General features: G+C 70.6%; 14 protein-coding genes. 1 reads left to right on the top strand and 13 read right to left on the bottom strand.

What is annotated here, in order from left to right:
- Positions 1 to 15 precede the first annotated feature (15 nt).
- The 8 genes from argH to ACFRFH_RS14780 form a co-directional block, all read right to left on the bottom strand.
- Positions 16 to 1476, bottom strand: a complete 1461-nt coding sequence (gene argH, locus ACFRFH_RS14815; RefSeq protein WP_382463756.1) for an argininosuccinate lyase — start codon at positions 1474 to 1476, stop codon at positions 16 to 18.
- On the bottom strand, positions 1473 to 2411 hold the full coding sequence (gene argF, locus ACFRFH_RS14810) for an ornithine carbamoyltransferase (RefSeq protein ID WP_382463755.1): 939 nt from the start codon (positions 2409 to 2411) through the stop codon (positions 1473 to 1475). Before argF ends, argH begins: the two co-directional genes overlap by 4 nt.
- A gap of 50 nt (positions 2412 to 2461) precedes the next feature.
- Positions 2462 to 3691, bottom strand: coding sequence for an acetylornithine transaminase (locus ACFRFH_RS14805; RefSeq protein WP_382463754.1), 1230 nt, complete (start codon positions 3689 to 3691; stop codon positions 2462 to 2464).
- The gene (argB, locus tag ACFRFH_RS14800; RefSeq protein ID WP_382463753.1) at positions 3688 to 4608 is read right to left on the bottom strand and encodes an acetylglutamate kinase; all 921 of its coding nucleotides are present in this window, start codon (positions 4606 to 4608) and stop codon (positions 3688 to 3690) included. Before argB ends, ACFRFH_RS14805 begins: the two co-directional genes overlap by 4 nt.
- Before the next feature lies 1 nt (position 4609).
- Entirely contained in the window at positions 4610 to 5764 is a 1155-nt protein-coding gene (argJ, locus tag ACFRFH_RS14795) for a bifunctional glutamate N-acetyltransferase/amino-acid acetyltransferase ArgJ (RefSeq protein ID WP_382463752.1), read from the bottom strand.
- A complete protein-coding gene (gene argC / locus ACFRFH_RS14790) occupies positions 5761 to 6810 on the bottom strand; it encodes an N-acetyl-gamma-glutamyl-phosphate reductase (protein ID WP_382463751.1) in 1050 nt (349 codons plus the stop codon). The genes argJ and argC overlap by 4 nt, the downstream gene beginning before the upstream one ends.
- Positions 6811 to 7018: 208 nt before the next feature.
- Positions 7019 to 9331, bottom strand: coding sequence for a BNR-4 repeat-containing protein (locus tag ACFRFH_RS14785; RefSeq protein WP_382463750.1), 2313 nt, complete (start codon positions 9329 to 9331; stop codon positions 7019 to 7021).
- Between the two features lie 38 nt (positions 9332 to 9369).
- Positions 9370 to 10014 (bottom strand): hypothetical protein, encoded by a 645-nt coding sequence (locus tag ACFRFH_RS14780; protein WP_382463749.1) that lies wholly within the window; start codon positions 10012 to 10014, stop codon positions 9370 to 9372.
- Positions 10015 to 10486: 472 nt separating this feature from the next.
- Between ACFRFH_RS14780 and ACFRFH_RS14775 the strand changes: the two genes are divergently transcribed.
- Positions 10487 to 11959 carry a hypothetical protein gene (locus ACFRFH_RS14775; RefSeq protein WP_382463748.1) on the top strand — a complete coding sequence of 491 codons (1473 nt, stop codon included), beginning with the start codon at positions 10487 to 10489 and terminating at the stop codon, positions 11957 to 11959.
- Between the two features lie 67 nt (positions 11960 to 12026).
- Here the strand turns inward: ACFRFH_RS14775 and pheT are convergent, their stop codons facing one another.
- The 5 genes from pheT to ACFRFH_RS14750 are packed head-to-tail and all read right to left on the bottom strand — an operon-like array spanning position 12027 to position 17916.
- Complete coding sequence (gene pheT, locus ACFRFH_RS14770) at positions 12027 to 14570, bottom strand: phenylalanine--tRNA ligase subunit beta (RefSeq protein WP_382463747.1); 2544 nt, start codon at positions 14568 to 14570, stop codon at positions 12027 to 12029.
- Positions 14570 to 15610 carry a phenylalanine--tRNA ligase subunit alpha gene (pheS, locus tag ACFRFH_RS14765; RefSeq protein ID WP_382463746.1) on the bottom strand — a complete coding sequence of 347 codons (1041 nt, stop codon included), beginning with the start codon at positions 15608 to 15610 and terminating at the stop codon, positions 14570 to 14572. The genes pheT and pheS overlap by 1 nt, the downstream gene beginning before the upstream one ends.
- Positions 15611 to 15663: 53 nt before the next feature.
- Complete coding sequence (locus tag ACFRFH_RS14760; protein ID WP_382463745.1) at positions 15664 to 16704, bottom strand: SRPBCC domain-containing protein; 1041 nt, start codon at positions 16702 to 16704, stop codon at positions 15664 to 15666.
- Positions 16701 to 17066, bottom strand: a complete 366-nt coding sequence (locus tag ACFRFH_RS14755; protein WP_382463744.1) for an ArsR/SmtB family transcription factor — start codon at positions 17064 to 17066, stop codon at positions 16701 to 16703. The genes ACFRFH_RS14760 and ACFRFH_RS14755 overlap by 4 nt, the downstream gene beginning before the upstream one ends.
- Positions 17067 to 17112: 46 nt before the next feature.
- Positions 17113 to 17916 (bottom strand): TrmH family RNA methyltransferase, encoded by an 804-nt coding sequence (locus ACFRFH_RS14750; RefSeq protein WP_382463743.1) that lies wholly within the window; start codon positions 17914 to 17916, stop codon positions 17113 to 17115.
- Positions 17917 to 18064: the final 148 nt, after the last annotated feature.

Raw genomic sequence — 18064 nt, 5'->3', positions numbered from 1 at the left:
GCCGCTTGCCGGCCATCAGCCGAGGTCCCGTCGTGTCGCCACGAGGGCGCGGGTCAGCGCCCGGACGCGCTCGGTCAGGGCGGCGAGCTGGTCGGCCACCCGGTCGGGAGCGGTCCCGCCGGCTCCGGTGCGGCTCGCGACCGAGCCGTCGACGGTCAGCACCGACCGCACCTCGGGCGTGAGCAGCGGGGAGACGGCCGCGAGCTGCTCGTCGGTCAGGTCGCTCAGCTCCAGGCCGTTGTCCTCCGCGAACTTCACCAGGCTGCCGGTGATCTCGTGGGCGTTCCGGAACGGGACGTGCTGCTTGACCAGCCACTCGGCGACATCGGTCGCGAGCGAGAAGCCCTGCGGGGCGAGCTCCGCCATCCGGTCGGTGTGGAAGCGCAGCGTCGCGACCATCCCGGCGAACGCGGGGAGGACGACCTCCAGCGTCTGCACCGAGTCGAAGACCGGCTCCTTGTCCTCCTGGAGGTCACGGTTGTACGCCAGCGGGAGGCCCTTGAGCGTGGTCAGCAGGCCGGTCAGGTTGCCGATGAGACGCCCCGCCTTGCCGCGGGCGAGCTCGGCGATGTCCGGGTTCTTCTTCTGCGGCATGATCGACGACCCCGTGGAGTAGGAGTCGTCGAGGGTCACGAAGCCGAACTCGCGCGTGTTCCAGAGGATGATCTCCTCGGCGAAGCGCGACAGGTCAACACCGATCTGCGCCGCGACGAAGGCGAACTCGGCCACGACGTCGCGCGCGGCGGTGCCGTCGATCGAGTTCTCCGAGCTGGTGGCGAAGCCCAGCTCCCTGGCGACCAGCATCGGGTCGAGCCCGAGCGTGGAGCCGGCGAGCGCGCCGGAGCCGTACGGCGAGACGTTCGCGCGCCGGTCCCAGTCCGCCAGCCGCTCCAGGTCGCGCACCAGCGGCCAGCAGTGCGCGAGCAGGTGGTGGGCGAGCAGGACGGGCTGCGCGTGCTGGAGGTGGGTGCGGCCGGGCATGATCGCGGTGGGGTGCGCGTCCGCCTGCGCGGCGATCGCGTCGATGAGCGCGATCAGGCGCTCCGCGATGATGCCGGCGTGGTCGCGCAGGTAGAGGCGCACGAGCGTCGCGATCTGGTCGTTGCGGCTGCGGCCGGCCCGCAGCTTGCCGCCGAGGTCGGCGCCCGCCCGCTCGATCAGGCCGCGCTCCAGGGCACCGTGGACGTCCTCGTCGCTTTCGGCGGCGGCGAACGACCCGGAGACCACGTCGGCCTCCAGGACGTCGAGGGCGCCGAGCATCCCGGCGAGCTCGACGTCGTCGAGATAGCCTGCCGCCGCGAGCGCGCGGGCGTGGGCGCGGGAGCCCGCGATGTCGTAGGAGGCGAGCGCCCAGTCGAAGTGGGTCGACTTGCTCAGCGCGGCCAGCTCGGGCGAGGGTCCGCCCGCGAAGCGCGCGCCCCAGAGCTTGCCCTCGTCGGTCTTGCCGACGCCGCCGGTCGTTTCGTCCGCGGTCATGCCGCACCCTCCTCGTTCTTCGCAAGCAGCCACACCAGCAGCGCCTTCTGGGCGTGGAGGCGGTTCTCGGCCTCGTCCCAGACCACCGACTGCGGGCCGTCGATCACGTCGGCCGTCACCTCCAGGCCGCGGTAGGCGGGCAGGCAGTGCAGGAAAACCGCGCCGTCCGCCGCGAGCCCCATCAGCTCGGCGTCCACCGTGTAGTCGCCGAAGACGGCGACGCGCTCGGCCTTCTCGTCCTCCTTGCCCATCGACACCCAGGTGTCGGTGATGACGACGTCGGCGCCGGCGGCGGCCTCCCTGGCGTCGGTGAAGACGGCGACCGAGCCACCGGTGCGCTCCGCGATCGCGGCCGCGTCGGCGAGCACGGCGGCGTCCGGCGCATAGGCCGCGGGAGCCGCGACGCGGACGTGCATGCCTGCCGTCGCGCCGCCCAGCAGGTACGAGTGCGACATGTTGCTGGCGCCGTCGCCGAAGAAGGCGAGCGTCAGCCCCTCGGTGCGACCCTTGCGCTCGCGGACCGTCTGCAGGTCGGCCAGGATCTGGCAGGGGTGGAACTCGTCCGACAGCGCGTTGACGACCGGCACGGTCGTGCCCTCCGCCAGCTCCTCCAGCCCGGCCTGCGCGAACGTGCGCCAGACGATCGCGGCGACCATCCGCTCCAGGACGCGCGCGGTGTCGGCCAGCGACTCCTTGCTTCCGAGCTGGCTCTCGCCGCTCTGGATGATCAGCGGGCTGCCGCCGAGGTCCGCGATCCCGGCCGCGAACGAGACGCGCGTGCGGGTCGAGGTCTTGTCGAAGATCACGGCGACGGTCTGCGGGCCGGCGAGCGGCTTCGCGGAGAAGCGGTCGGCCTTCAGCCGGTCGGCCAGGTCGAGCACCTCGGCCTGCTCGGCCGGGCTCAGGTCGTCGTCGCGGAGGAAATGACGTGTCATCGGGAAGTCCTTTATCTGCGTCAGGAGGGCTGCGTCAGGAGGTCGGAAGGTCAGGAGGCGTGCACGTCGGCGAGTGCGCGGCCGAACCGCTCGCGGAACTCCGCGAGCTCGGCGTCGCCCACGATCAGCGGCGGAGCGAGGCGGATGCTCGACTCGTTCGGCGCGTTGATGATGAGGCCGTTGGCGAGCGCCGCGTCGGAGAGCCGGTGTCCCTCGCCGTCGGTCAGGCCGACGCCGATCAGGAGGCCGGCGCCGCGCACGTCGCCGATCAGCGGAGAGCCGTACGAGCGCAGGATGGCGCGCAGCTCCTCCCCGCGCCGGGCGGCGTTGCCGACCAGGTCGGCGCGCTCGATCTCGCCGATCACCGCGTTGCCCGCCGCCGTCGCGAGCGGGTTGCCGCCGAAAGTCGAGCCGTGCTGGCCCTGGCTGAACAGCTCGGACGCCCGGCCGAAGGTGATGAGGGCGCCGATCGGCACTCCCCCGGCGATGCCCTTCGCGACCGTGATCGCGTCCGGCAGGATGTCGGCGTGCTGATAGGCGAACCAGCGCCCGGTCCGGCCGATGCCGGTCTGGATCTCGTCGATGATCAGCAGCGCGCCGTGCTGCTCGGTGAGCTCGCGAGCACGCTGGAGGAAGCCGTCCGGCAGGTCGAGCACGCCGGCCTCGCCCTTGATCGGCTCCACGAACAGCGCGGCGACCCGGTCGTCGATCGCGGCCTCCAGCGCCTGGATGGTCGAGTCGATGTGCTCGACGCCGCCGGGCAGCGGCTCGAACGCCTCGCGCATCGGCGGCTTGCCGGTGAGCGCGAGCGAACCCATCGTGCGGCCATGGAAGGCGTTGTGGAGGGCGAGCACGCGCGTGCGCCTGCCGTGCGGCCCCTTGTTGAGCCGCGCCAGCTTGAACGCCGCCTCGTTGGCCTCCGCGCCCGAGTTGCCGAACAGGATGCGGCCGTGCTCGCCCGCGCCGGTGATCGCGCGCAGGCGCTCGGCGAGCTCCAGCTGCGGCGGCGTGGAGAAGTAGTTGGAGACGTGCGCGAGCGTCGCCACCTGGCTGCTCACGGCCTCCACCAGCGCCGGATGCGCGTGGCCCAGCGAGTTGACCGCGATCCCCGCGAGGAAGTCGAGGTACTCGTTGCCGTCGACGTCCCAGACCCGGCAGCCCTCGCCGCGGACGAGCATGAGCTTGGGGGTCGCCAGTGTGCGCATCATGGCGTCGCCGAAGCGGGGCTTCCAGCGCCCCCGGGTGTTCGCGTCCGTGCCGTGTGCGAGCTGCGCGGTCATGCCGGCACCACCTCCGTTCCGATTCCGGACTGCGTGAACACCTCGAGCAGGATCGAGTGCGCCACGCGTCCGTCGATGATCGCGGCCTTGGGGACGCCGCCGTCGACCGCGTCCAGGCAGGCCGACATCTTGGGGATCATGCCCGACTCCAGCGACGGGAGCAGCTCGCGCAGCTCCGGCGCGGCGATCTTGGACAGCAGCGAGTCGCGGTTCGGCCAGTCGCTGTAGAGACCGGCGACGTCGGTCAGGATGACCAGCTTGGCCGCCCCGAGGGCGACGGCGAGCGCGGCCGCCGCGGCGTCGGCGTTGACGTTCAGCGCCTGGCCCGGGTCGTCGATGTCCGGCGCGATCGAGGACACCACGGGGATGCGGCCGGCGTCGAGCTGGGCGAGCACGCCCTCCGGGTTCACGCCGATGACGTCGCCGACCAGGCCGAGGTCGACCTCGTCGCCCTCGACGACCGCTCCGCGCTTGCGGCCCTGGAAGAGCCCGGCGTCCTCCCCGGAGAGGCCGGCGGCGAGCGGACCGTGCTTGTTGATGTTGCTCACGATGTCGCGGTTGATCTGACCGGTCAGCACCATGCGCACGACGTCCATCGCCTCGGGCGTCGTCACGCGGTAGCCGCCGCGGAACTCGCTCTCGATGCCGAGCCGGTCGAGCATCGCGGAGATCTGCGGTCCGCCGCCGTGCACGACCACCGGGCGCAGGCCCGCGTAGCGCAGGTAGACGATGTCCTCGGCGAAGGTGCGCTGGAGGTCCTCGTTCACCATCGCGTTGCCGCCGAACTTCACCACGATGATCCGGTCGTGGAAGGTCTTCAGCCAGGGCAGCGACTCGATGAGGGTCGCGGCCTTGTCCGCTGCGGCGGCGCGCTCGGCGGCCTCCGCGGTGTCGTTGTCGTCGGTCTCTGTCGTCATCTCAGCTCGAGTAGGCACTGTTCTCGTGGACGTAGTCGTGGGTCAGGTCGTTGGTGAGGATGGCCGCTGTCTCGTCTCCCGCGTGCAGGTCGATGAGAACGTGCACGGCGCGCGGCGTCAGGTCGACGAGATCGCGCGGCTGGTCCGGCTCCCCCGCCGTGCAGACCTGCACGCCGTTGATCGCGACGTCGATCCCGTACGGGTCGAACTCCGCGTCGGTGGTGCCGACCGCGGCGAGCACCCGGCCCCAGTTGGGGTCGTTGCCGAAGATGGCGGCCTTGAACAGGTTGGACCGGGACACGGCGCGACCGACCGTCACGGCCTCGTCCTCCGTGCGGGCGTTCACGACCTCGATCGTCACGTCGTGGGAGGCGCCTTCGGCGTCCTCCTGGAGCTGCTTCGCCAGGCTGCGGCACACGTCCGTCAGGGCCAGAGCGAACTCCGCCGGGTCGGGTGCGACGCCGCTCGCGCCGGAGCCGAGCAGCGCGACGGTGTCGTTGGTCGACATGCAGCCGTCCGAGTCGAGGCGGTCGAAGGTGACCCGGGTCGCGGCGCGGAGGGCGGTGCCGAGCTGCGTGGAGTCGAGTACGGCGTCGGTGGTGATGACGACGAGCATCGTCGCCAGGCCCGGCGCGAGCATCCCGGCGCCCTTGGCCATCCCGCCCACCGACCAGCCGGCCGGGGAGACCCACTCGGCCTGCTTCGGCCGCGTGTCCGTCGTCATGATCGCCTGGGCGGCGCCGAGTCCGGAGTCGCCCGCGAGGGCGTTGGCCGCCTGGGCGACGCCCGCGGTCAGTTTCTCGACGTCGAGCTGCTCGCCGATCAGCCCGGTGGAGCAGACCAGCACGTCGCCCGCGGAGACGCCGAGCGCGGCGCCCACGGCCTCCGCCGTCGCGTGCGTGGTCTGGAAGCCCTGCGAGCCGGTGTAGCAGTTGGCGCCGCCGGAGTTGAGGACGATGGCCGAGACCACGCCGTCGGCGATGACCTGCTCGCTCCAGAGGACGGGGTTCGCCTTGCAGCGGTTGGTGGTGAAGACCGCGGCGGCCGCCGCGAGCGGTCCGCGGTTCTGGACCAGCGCGAGGTCGCGCGTACCGCTCGACTTGAGACCGGCGACGACCCCGGCGGCCGAGAAGCCCTTGGCAGTGGTGACGCTCATGGCGCGACTCCGTTCACACTCAGGCCGGCGGTCTCGGGGAGCCCGAGAGCGAGGTTCGCGGACTGGATCGCCGCGCCGGCCGTTCCCTTGTACAGATTGTCGATGGCGAGCACGGTGACGACCCGGCCCGCCGCCCGGTCGAGGGCAACCCCGATCAGCACGGTGTTCGAGCCCAGCACGTCCGCGGTGCGCGGCACGGTTCCGGCGGGGAGGACGTGCACGAAGGGCTCGTCCGCATAAGCGGCCTCCCAGACCTCCTGGAGGTGAGCAGCGGTCACCCCCGGCTTCACCCGGGCGGTGGAGGTCGCCAGGATGCCCCGCGACATCGGCACGAGCACCGGTGTGAACGAGAGCGTCGGGTTGACGGCGCCCGCCTTGCGGAGGTTCTGCTGGATCTCCGGGATGTGCCGGTGGGTGCCCCCGACCGCGTACGGGTTGGCCGAGCCGAGGATCTCGCTGGCCAGGTACATCGTCTTGAGCGACTTCCCGGCGCCGGACGGCCCGACGGCGAGGACGCTGACGAGGTCCTGCTCCTCGATCACGCCGGCGTGGATGCCGGGCGCGAGGGCGAGCGAGACGGCGCTCGCGTTGCAGCCGGGCGCCGCGATGCGGGTCGCGCCGGCGAGGTTCGCGCGCTGCTTGGCGCCGTCCGCCCCCACGATGAGCTCGGGGACGCCGTACGCCCAGGAGCCGTAGTACTCGCCGCCGTAGAACGCCGCCCAGTCCGCGGGGTCGTCCAGCCGGTGGTCGGCGCCCGCATCCACCACGAGGGTGTCCTCCGGGAGGTCGGCGGCCACCTCCCCGGAGCGGCCGTGCGGCAGCGCGAGGAACACGACGTCGTGACCGGCGAGGTTCTCCGACGTGTTCTCGACGAGGGTGAGGTGGGCGAGCGAGCGCAGGTGCGGCTGGTGCGCGGCGAGCGGGTGACCGGCGTTGTTGTGCGCGGTCACGGTGCGGATCTCGAAGTCGGGATGGTCGGCGAGGATGCGCAGCAGCTCACCACCCGCGTACCCGGAGGCACCGGCGACGGCAACCGAGAAAGTCATGCTTGTTCCTTGATGGGGTGGACGACAGGGGGCCGAGGATCGGCGACGCCCCAGTCCGACCGCGAAAGGTCGCCCGAGCGCCGCCTAGATTCGGCGGTCGCGCAGGCGTCGGCGCATCGAGGGGGCACCGACAGTAAGCATGCTGCAACCCTACCGCCCTGGTCGGGTCGGTCGCCAAATCGTCGTCGTCATACAAGAGCGGACGGGATCACCGCTGCGTCGTGTACACCCACAGAGGCTGTGGGTTCAACGATGTCAGAGACGGCTCGGCGCCCGCGATCACCCCTGCAGGCGTCACGATCCGATCGCCGTTGTCCGGCATAGTGAACCACTGAAGGGACCAGTTGCGGCCACTGGATGTCGCCCCACCCAGGTCGCGGCTTCCGATGAACCAGAGGCCGTGATGCGAGGGGCCGTCCTCCATCGGCGCCACCCGAGACACCCCCGGCGAGTCGGCGACAGCCAGACCACTGCGGGAGTCGACGATGACGTGATTGTTCCGGGAGCCGTGCGAGTAGTCGGCCACGATCCAGGTCGGATGCGATGTGCCATACGCTGCCGTCGTGCCGATCTGGGAGTTCAGCGACATCGTGCCGACACCGGAGACCGGCTCCACCCCTGTGTCCGTCGTCAGGGGTCGAGGCTCCCAGCTCTTGGTCCGCGCGTCCAGATGCGCCGTGTAGAGCTGGAGGTCAGAGCGCTCGTCGAGCTTGGTGTAGAACAACACCGGATTGTTCTTCCCATCGAGCTGAAGCGCAACCGACACCAAGCCGTTGTCGCCGTCCGCTTGGCCCGGCACACCCTCCGGCACGTCGTCCACGACGAGTCCGGCTGTGGTGTCGTCGTACTTCACTGGCGTCGAGATTTTCGCCCCGGCGATTGTCTTCCATGTCACGAGATCCGCGCTCTCGGCATACGAGACCCGACTCGTCGTCCGCACGTCAGCGTTGTTCCGCCACACCCACGCCATCCGAAAGACGCCGTCGGTCCCGCGCACGATTTGGCTTGGATACATGTTGTAGACGTCGTCGATGTCTCCCTGATGCGGTCCCGTTTCGCGCGGGGAATCGCCGTAGTCAGTGAACGTGCTGTGCACCTTCCACGTTTTGGTCGCAGGGTCGTAGCGGTCGAACGCGCGCGTTCCGCCACCCGACCACCCGATGCGATATGTGATCATCAGCGTATCGGCGCCGGCACCGGTACCAGGCACCGTGATGAACGACGGGTAAGTGAGGTAGCGGTCTTGAACCCGCGGCGCCAGGCCTGTCACTCTCGAAAGCGAGCGGACGTCGCCTGCCGTCGTCGTGCGGTAGTACGCGCCGCCACGCGCCCACACACGATACTCCTCTGCGAGGTCACTGCCATCGAGCGAGCCCGCGTGGAGATTGCCGATCACATGAAGCTGCCCATCGCTATCGAAGGCCATTGTGACGCTGTTGTGAGCGTCGTCGGGCACCCGCGTATCGAGCTCCTGCGTGGTCCAGGCAGGATCGGAGTCTCCATCGACGCAGGGAGCCGTCGATTCCGAACCTGCGAGGCTCCGGCTCGCGACGCGAAGATATCTGTCTGTGCCGTAGTACGCGACGTACTGCCGGTCCCCTCGGGTGAGCACGGACTGGCCGACCGTGTTGTGGCCGAGCGTCAGGCCGACGCAACTCGTGGCGATGACCAGCGGGGCTCCGTCGCTGTGCGAGGAGACAACCGAGAAGTCGTCGAATCGAACGATAGGCGTTGCGGCTGAAGCGATACTCATCAGAGCAACCGCGCCCCCTGCGATCGGCGTGTCGTCGACGATCTCGTTGGGAGCGAGCACAGGTGATCCGTCTTTGGAGATCGAGACTCGGAACCTGCCGGGTGCCGACGAAACGATCTCCAGCGTGTAGTTCCCCGGCTTATCGAGTGACAACGAGCCACGTTTCAACGCAACCTCGTTCGGCACGCGGCTGGAGTCGGAACGCATGAATTGCCATTCGTTGGTCGAATCCCTGAATCGGAGTGCATAGTACTGCTGCCGACCCTCCACACCACGGTCGCGCAGATTGACCACCGTCCCCCTCCAGGTCCCCGAGAGCTTGGTACCTACCTCGAGGTCGGCTCGAACCCGGAAGGCTCCACCACTGAGGTCGACATGCTGTTGGATCGCCAGAAGAGAACGACCTTCCGGCACACCGGCGGCGTTCGCTTCCATCGCACCGTCGCGCACGGACCAGTCGCCCCAGACCCCTTCGTGCCAACTACTCCGAATATCCGTCGAATCAGCTCGGTCGAAACCATCCGTGATCGCTGCAGGCTTGTCGCTCGTCGTCGCGACCTTCGCATTCGAGAAAGCAGCGGTGCTGTAGTGGCTGTAGAGCGCCGCATGTCCTCCGACAAGACGATCGACGATAGGGAGGGCGACGGTGCGGTCCGCCGCTTTCACGAGATTGCTCTCCTGCGGCGCTCCGACGGGACGGGCGAACAGCGCCACGTCGTCGACGCCAGCGGTGCGCACGCCGACCAGGTATCGCTCGTCTGTGGACATCGCCTCGGAGAGGTTGCCTGAAGCGACAACCGATTCTTCTAGTCCGCCTGTGATCTGGGAAGGCCGTTGACGAAGCACCTGCCAGGCGCGTGTGGCAGCGCCTTCGGCCCTGATCCTGAACACGTATCGGTCGTCCAACGAATTCGGCTGAACATTGAACGCCAGGCCACTGTACGAACGGAGGGGCGCGTCCTGCATGATTTCGACGGAGGCCTGGAAGGCGCTGCCCAGAGCCACTCTGGCAGAGAACCCGCATCGTCGCGCAGGTCAAAGCTGTATTCTCCGTATCCGGTCGATGCCAACGACATCCGGTACGGCGCATCAGCACGGAAGCCCGAGTCGAGGGTGCCCGTGGCGTACACCCTGGATTCGGCGATGTCGATGAACTGCCACTGGGGCTCGGATTCCGTGAGCGCCATCCGGAAGGAGAGCATCTTCTGACTGCTACCGCTCACATGAACGGCCAGTCCACTCCACATCCGAAGGCGATTCTCGGACCTGATCTCCGTCGACACTGTGAACGTGTCGGCAAGCGCGATGTCCGTCGGGGTGATGACACGGTTGCCACCATCGCCGAACGTCGTGAGCGCACCATCCTGGACGCGCCAGTTGTACCGGTTCATGGTCCACCCCGGAATCGTCACGCCGTCGGTGTCGAAGCCGTCGCGGACCTCGACCGGCATCGACGACGGACGACTCCGCGGCTCAAGCAATATGTCCGCGCGCGCTGCCGTCAAGGCGAACACGCTCGAGGCGATGGCGATGAGAACCGCCGCCCCACCTGCCCGGACGGCCAGTCTTCCGCGCTTGAAACGCGCTCGTCTATGCATAACACATTAATATATCGATTCTGCGTGCTAACGCCACAACGCTCCCTGGTTCCGTCGCCCGTGGGCATCCCAACCCTGCCGCCCAGGTTGGGTCGGTCGCCAAATCGTGGGCATCACAAAGCGCGGGGCCTGCGATGGCGGCATCGGCAGCTCCGATGATCCTGCGGGTGATGTTTCCTCGGCCTGGTCGACTGTCGGCGGACCGCTCGTCGCCTCGCCCCTATCCTGACCGGGGTGCGTCCCGCCGTCGCTCCCGAGGTGAGCCGGCTTCCGCCGATCCGAAAGCGAGTCGTCAATGAATCCGTTCCGCTATCGACGTCAGTTCTTGCTGACACCGTCCCGGAACGTCGATCTTCCCGGATGGAACACGCTCGAGGTCGGCGATCACCGCCTGTACGCGCATCCCGACCTCGCGGTGAGCGTTCACGATGATGCGGACTCCCCCGTTCGCCTCCTGCTTCTCGGTTTTGCGATCGACCCTGCCCGACCCGAGCTCGACGACGCGGCACTTCTCGAGGAACTCGCCGCGAGCTGGCGAGGAGACGTCTCGAACTGGTCGGCAGTCGGCCTGGCCGGTCGGTTCGTGCTGGTGGTTTTCACCGCCGACGACATCCTCTTCCTCGCCGACCCGTGCGGACTGCGGACCCTCGAGTACGTGCACCACGACGGCGCGGTTCACGCCGCCTCGCAAGCACTGCTGCTCGAGGAGGTGGTCCCGCTCGCCCCGGACAAGCGGTACCGCGAGCTGCTCGCGTCGCGCTACTGGCGCGACGCGCAGGAAGGCTTCCTGCCCGCGGACGCGACGCCGTTCGACCGGGTGGGGCGGCTCGTCCCCAATCATCTGCTCAGAGCGAGCACGGGAGAGCAAGAGCGATACTGGCCGGTGGTCGGCTCCCCCCTGCACGCTCGGCAGGGGGCCGACCCGGCGCATCTGATCGATTCGGCGATCACCCGACTCCGTTCGTCCCTGGCGGGCGCGGCCCGGCGCTTCCCGCTCGCTCTGCCCGTGACCGCCGGCCTCGACTCGCGGATGCTCTTGGCGGCATCGACGCCGCTCGCCGACAGTGTGTTCCACTACACCTTCCGCTACCGGCACCTGCACGGCAGATCGCCGGACATCGCCATCCCGGCGCGGCTGCTCGCCGCCCGCGGAGTGGACCACCACATCATCGACTGCCGCGAGCCGGCGACGGCGGAATGGCTGCGCGTCTACCGCGCCAACTCCGCGATCTCGCACCTCGACGACTGGGGGCAGATCGCGTATGGCATCGAGCGCGGGTTCCCCGCCGACCGCGTCGCCGTTAAGGGCAACGCGGCCGAGGTCGCCCAGTTCTACATGCGGACGGACGGGGTCCTTCCCGACACGGCCACCGGAGAGCAGCTCGCGCGTCTCATTCCCGGCTGGGAGACGGTGCCCGCCATTGTGGCCTCCCTCGACCGATGGCGGGAGCAGGCGGCTCCTGCTGCGGCGGCGGCCGGGATCGACCTTGACGTCCTCTTCCACTGGGAGCACCTGTGCGGCTCCTGGCAGGCGCAGAGCCAGCTCGAATGGGACATCGCTCAGGAGGCGTTCACGCCGTTCAACGACCGCGTTCTGCTCACGACCTTGCTGCAGCTCCCCGACGAGCTGCGGACCGCTCCCGAGCGCACGGCATTCCGGGAGATCATCGCCTCCGGTGGGTCCGACCTGCTGGACGAGCCGATCAATCCGCGCACGTCGGCTGTGCGGATACAGGAGTTCCTCCCGCGCGCCGCCTATCGGGTGAAGCGCACGCTGCGGTCCCGGACCCTCCGGTAACGACATTCGTCACGAATGTCGGGTTTCGGGGCGCGAAACGCGACATTCGTGACGAATGTGCGGGCGGTTACTCGCGGATGTGGGCGCCGAACAGCTCGTCGGCGCGGGCGGCGCCCGCGAGCTTCGCCTCGCTGGCCTCCGCTGCGGTGAGCGTGCGGTCGTCCGCGCGGAACCGCAGCGCGAAGGTGAGGCTCTTGTGGGCGGCCGGGAGGCCGGCGCCGCGGTAGTCGTCGACCAGGCGGATGTCCTCCAGGAGCGCGCCAGCGCCCTCCTGAACAGCAGTCAGCAGCTCGCCCGCCGAGACCTCGTCGCGCACGACGAGCGACAGGTCCTGCGTCGCCGCGGGGAACCCGGCGATCACGCCCGCGACGATGTCGGCGGGCGCCACGGCGATGAGCGCGTCGAGGTCGAGCTCGTAGACGGCGACGACGCGCGGGAGGTCGAGGTCCTCCGCGATCGCGGGCAACAGCTCTCCGGCGTAGCCGACGACGACGCGCGCGCCGTCCGCGGCGTGCGCGACCAGCTGCGCCGTGCGTCCGGGGTGGAAGGCCTGGTGGCGGCTCTGCACCGGCTCCACCCGCACGCCGACGGCGGTCGCGGTCTGCTGGACGGCCGTCAGCGCGTCGGCGAGACCGGCCGCGACCGGTGTCTGGCCCGGCTGCTTCTCCACGGGGTTGCCCACGATCAGACCGGCCAGGTGGCGCGGCTGGGCGGGGATGCCCGCGTTCAGGCCGGCCAGCACGTCGTCGCCGGGGAGGGCCGCGCCGAGCGGCAGCTCCTCGCTGCCGAGCACGACTCCGCCGGGCAGGAACACCGTGCCGAGCTCGTAGACGCGCAGGTCGACCAGACCGCGCGCGAGGTTGCGCTTGGCGACGTCGATCAGGCCGGGGAGCAGGGACGTGCGCAGGTAGGGAGCGGTCGCGTCGAGCGCGTTCGCCAGGCGGACCGCGGGAACCGGGCCGGCCTCGGGCGAGCCGAACAGGTCGTTCTGCGCCTCCGAGACGAACGGGAAGGCGAGCACCTCGGTCGCGCCGTTGTCCGCCAGCATCTGGGCGACGGCGCGGCGCAGCTTCTGGGCGCGCGACAGGCCGCGGCCGGGAGGCGCGACGGGCAGCACGGACGGGATGCGGTCGAACCCGACGATGCGGGCGACCTCTTCGGCCAGGTCGGACTTGTCGCGCAGGTCGGGACGCCAGCTCGGCGGCACGACCAGCAGGCCGGAGGCATCGCCGGTGACGGTGCCGCCGATCTCGGCGAGCGCGCCGCGCACCTCGTCGTCGGTGAACTCGACGCCGATCAGGTTCGGGGTGTAGTCGCTCGGCAGGCGGATCGGCTCGGCCTCCCCCGCCGTGTCGAGCAGGGAGCCGAGCTCGTCGGCGTGGCCGCCGGCGAGCTGCTCCAGGAGCTGCACGACGCGCGCCGCGGCCGCAACGGCGACCCGCGGGTCGACGCCGCGCTCGAAGCGCTTGGACGCCTCGCTCGGCAGCTTGTGCCGGCGGGCGGTGCGGGCGATGGACACGGGGTCGAAGTTGGCGGCCTCCACGAGCACGTTGCTGGTGCCGGCGCCGATCTCGGTGGACGCGCCGCCCATCACCCCGGCCAGGCCGATCGCGCCGGACTCGTCGGTGATGAGGAGGTCCTCCGCGTCGAGCGCGCGGGTCTGGTCGTCCAGCGTCACGAGCGTCTCGCCCGGGTGCGCGCGGCGCACGACAATGCCGCCGGACAGCTTGTCCAGGTCGTAGCCGTGGATGGGCTGGCCGAGCTCGAGCATCACGTAGTTGGTGATGTCCACGATGAGCGAGATCGAGCGGATGCCGGCGAGCTTGAGGCGTGCCACCATCCACGGCGGGGTCGGCCGGCTGCCGTCCACGTCGCGGACCACGCGCGTCACGAACACCGTCGCTCCGACGCGCCCGCGGATGGGCGCGCGGTCGTCGATCGTCACGCTGAACCCGTGCGCGTGAGCGCCCGTGGAGTGCACGCGCACCGCGTCGGCCGGGTCGCGGAAGGCCGCGCCGGTCGCATGCGAGTACTCGCGCGCGATGCCGCGGATCGAGAACGCGTAGCCGCGGTCGGGGGTGACGTTGACCTCCACCGCGGTGTCGTCCAGGCCGAGCAGCGAGACCGCGTCGGCGCCGACCTCCGGGTCGAGGCCCAGGGTTGAGAGCCGGAGGATGCCCTCGTGGTCGTCGCCGAGGCCCAGCTCGCGCGCGGAGGCGATCATGCCGTCCGAGACGTGGCCGTAGGTCTTGCGTGCGGCGATCGGGAAGGGACCGGGCAGGGTCGAGCCGGGCAGCGTCACCACGACCTTGTCGCCGACGAAGAAGTTGCGGGCGCCGCAGACGATGCCGTGCACGTCCTCGCCGCCGTCGGCCGCCTTCTGGCCTTCCGGCGCGACACGCACCTGGCACCAGCGGATGGTCTTGCCGTTGCTCTGCGGCTCCTCCACGAAGTCCAGCACCTGGCCGACGACCACCGGGCCGCTGATCTCGAAGCTGTGGACGTCCTCCTCCTCGAGCCCGACGGACACGAGGGCGGCGTGGACCTCCTCGGCCGTGGTGCCCGGCTCGAGGTCGACGTACTCGCCGAGCCAACTCAGGGGGACGCGCATCAGACCACCATTCCGAACTGCTGGGAGAACCGGACATCGCCCTCGGCCATGTCGCGCATGTCTTTGACGTCGTTGCGGAACATCAGCGCCCGCTCGACGCCCATCCCGAACGCGAACCCGGAGTAGACCTCCGGGTCGATGCCCGCCGAGCGGAGCACGTTCGGGTTCACCATGCCGCAGCCGCCCCACTCGATCCAGCGGGCGCCGCCCTTGAAGGTCGGGTGCCAGAGGTCGAGCTCGGCGCTCGGCTCGGTGAACGGGAAGTAGTTGGGACGCAGGCGCACGCGCGCGCCCTCGCCGAACAGCGTCTTGGCGAAGTGGTCGAGCGTGCCGCGCAGGTGCGCCATGGTCAGGCCCTTGTCGACGGCGATGCCCTCGGTCTGGGTGAAGACCGGCAGGTGCGTGGCGTCGAACTCGTCGGTGCGGAACACCCGGCCCGGCGCGATGCGGTAGACCGGCAGCTCGTTGCCGAGGAGGGCGCGCAGCTGCACCGGGGAGGTGTGCGTGCGCAGCACGAGGTGCGCGTTCGTCGGCTCGACGAAGAAGGTGTCCTGCATCGCGCGCGCCGGGTGGTCGGCGTCGAAGTTGAGGGCGTCGAAGTTGTACCACTCGCTCTCCAGCTCCGGACCCTCCGCGACCTCCCAGCCCATGCCGACGAAGATGTCGGCGATGCGCTCCTGGAGGAGGCTCAGCGGGTGCCGGGCGCCCGGCGTCCAGCGGGTCGGGAGGGCGGTGACGTCCACGGCCTCGGCGGCGAGCCGGGCGGCGTCCTCCTCGGCCGCGATCACGGCCTCCTTCGCGGCGAACGCCTGGCTCACGCGGGCGCGGGCGCCGCCGACGAGCTTGCCTGCCGCGGCCTTCTGGTCGCCGGGGAGCGAGCGGATGGCGGCGTTCAGCCGCGCGAGCGGGGAGCCCTCGGCGGTGTGATCGTGACGGACGGCCTTCAGCGCGTCCGAGGTGCCGGCGGCGTCGATCGCGCTGAGCGCCGCGGCGACAGCCGCGTCGACGGTTCCCTCGGTGATTTCTGTGGTTTCAGACACGGTTCCCTATTCTAGTCGGCCGGGGACACTGGCTAGCCGGGCGGGATGGGGCGTTACTCCGCCGAGTAGACCAGGTACGCGGCCTCCCAGAGCCGGTCGGGAGCCGGGACCGTCAGTCCGGCGAGGAGCAGAGTCAGCTGGTCGATCAGCTGGTGCCAGCCGGCCGCGAAGTCAGGCGCCGAGCGCAGCCGCCCGGCGCCGAAGATATCCCTTACTCCGTCTTGCTCGAGCGACAGCAGCGTGCCGTCGCCGGTCTCCGTCAGGCGGATGCTCACCGCGGCGTCGCCCCAGGTGAAGCGCAGGTGGGCGCGCTCCTCGAGGTCGAGCACCTCCAGCTCCTGGATGGCGCCCTCGATGTTCTCGTCGCCGAGCCGCATCACGTCGCCGACGCGCAGCCGGCGCTCGCGGACCGGGTCGTCCGGCCACTCCACGACCGGCCACAGCCAGCGGCTGACGCGGTCGGGCAGCGTGAGGGCGTCCCAGACCTCGTCCACGGGCGCGTCGAGCAGCCGCTGTAGCGACACCGCCGAACGGTCGCCCTCGCGCGTCATCGTGGCCCGTACGAGCGCCGCCTCCTCGCTGCGGTACTCGTCCAGCGCGGCGTCGAACGCGGCCGGGTCGGCGGCCTCGCCGAGGTAGCCGTCGTGCTCCTGCGGCGACGCCTCCGCGCCGAGCTCGCGGGCCAGGTGGGTGAGGACGTCCTGCCAGCCCGCTCCGTACACGGAGGCGGTGACCGCCTGCACGCGCCGGTGGGTCAGGGTGAGGAGGACGCGGCCCTCCCCCGCCGGCCGGACGACGGCCTCCAGCTCGGTCGGCGCCTCTGCTTGGCCGTCGCCGCTGAAGCGCCAGGTCACCAGGAGGCGCCGCTCCGGATCGCAGGCCAGCACGAGGCCGTCCACCACGGCGTCCGCGTCGGGGCCGCCCATCGCGAGGCGGAAGCCGTCGGCGGTCTGCTCGTAGCGCCCGATCCAGCGGGCCAGCCGCGCGGGCTCGGTGAGCGCGGCCCACAGCTCGGCGGCGGTCGCCGGGTACTCGCGTTCGACCGTCACCGAGCGGCGCGGGCCGTCGAGGGAGAGCTCTCCCCAGAGGGTCATGAGGCGGCCTTTCCGGTGCGGTGGTTGGTGTGGAGGTCGTCGGTACGGCTGCGGCCGCGCACGAGCTCGGTGCCGAGCGCGTCCAGGCGCTGCTCCCAAAAGGCGCTCAAACCGTCGAACCAGGCCGCGGCCTCCTCCAGCCCGGCGGGCTCCAGCGCGTAGACGCGCCGCTGGCCGTCCACCCGGGAGGCCACGATGCCCGACTCCCGCAGCACCCGCAGGTGCCGGGAGGCCGCCGGCTGCGTGATCCCGAACTCGTCGGCGGCGAGCGTCGCGAGCTCACCGGCGGTGCGCTCACCGCGCGCGAGCAGCTCCACGAAGCGCCGCCGCACGGGGTCGCCCACCGCCTCCAGACCGTCCATGTGGACAATCTATCAAGCCTGTGTTATATAACGCAAGGCTTATCGATCACTCGGAGCGCTGTGCGAACGCCGACTCGTACAGGCAGACCGAAGCCGCGGTCGCGAGGTTCATCGACTCGGCGCGGCCGTAGATCGGCACCGTCACCACGCGGTCCACCAGCCCCAGCAGGTCGTCGGCGAGCCCGTGCGCCTCGTTGCCGAACACCCACGCGGTCGGCCGGGCGAGCTGGCCCTCCTGGCGGGCGGCGAGGAGGTCCTCCCCCTTGATGTCCGCGGCGAGGACACGCAGGCCGGCGCTGTGCGCGCGCCCGACGACGTCGGCGAGATCGGCGCCGACCGCGACCGGGACGTGGAACAGCGAGCCCGTCGTGGAGCGGACGACCTTGGGGTTGTAGAGGTCGACGGTGCGGCCGGTCAGCACGACCGCGTCGGCGCCCGCGGAGTCGGCGGCGCGGATGATCGTGCCCGCGTTGCCGGGGTCCCGCACCTCCTCGAGGATCGCCACCAGCCGTGGCTCGTCGGCGAAGATGTCGCGGACGGAGGTCGGGAACTGCCGGCACACGGCGACGAACCCTTGCGGCGTCACGGTGTCGGCCATCGTGTCGAGAACGTGCTCCGTGACGAACTCGACGTCGACGCCGGCCTCCACGGCGGTCTGCGCGATGTCCTGGTAGCGCTCCAGCGCGGTCGGCGTCGCGTACAGCTCGACGACGAGCTCGGGCCGGTAGGTGAGCGCCTCGGACACCGCCTGCGGGCCTTCGAGGAGGAAGAGCCCGGTCTCGGCGCGGGCGGGACGCTTCGCCAGCTTCGCAACGGCGCGGACGCGCCGGGAGCGCGGGTTGTCAAGCATGCGCACAGCCTATCGGCGCACCGCGCCCCTCCGCAGGCACTACCGAGGGGCACGTCGTTGTCACTTCCGGGCCCCGGAAGTGACAACCCCCGGGCCCACGGCCGGTAGCGGTGTCCCACAAACGGCCCGGGGGGGGGGGCCCGGGCCC

The sequence above is a fragment of the Leifsonia sp. NPDC056824 genome (assembly GCF_042789575.1).
In the GTDB taxonomy this organism is placed as follows: Bacteria; Actinomycetota; Actinomycetes; order Actinomycetales; family Microbacteriaceae; genus Leifsonia.
The sequence above is the reverse complement of the archived record's forward strand: the minus strand, read 5'-3'. Positions and strand labels throughout refer to the sequence as shown.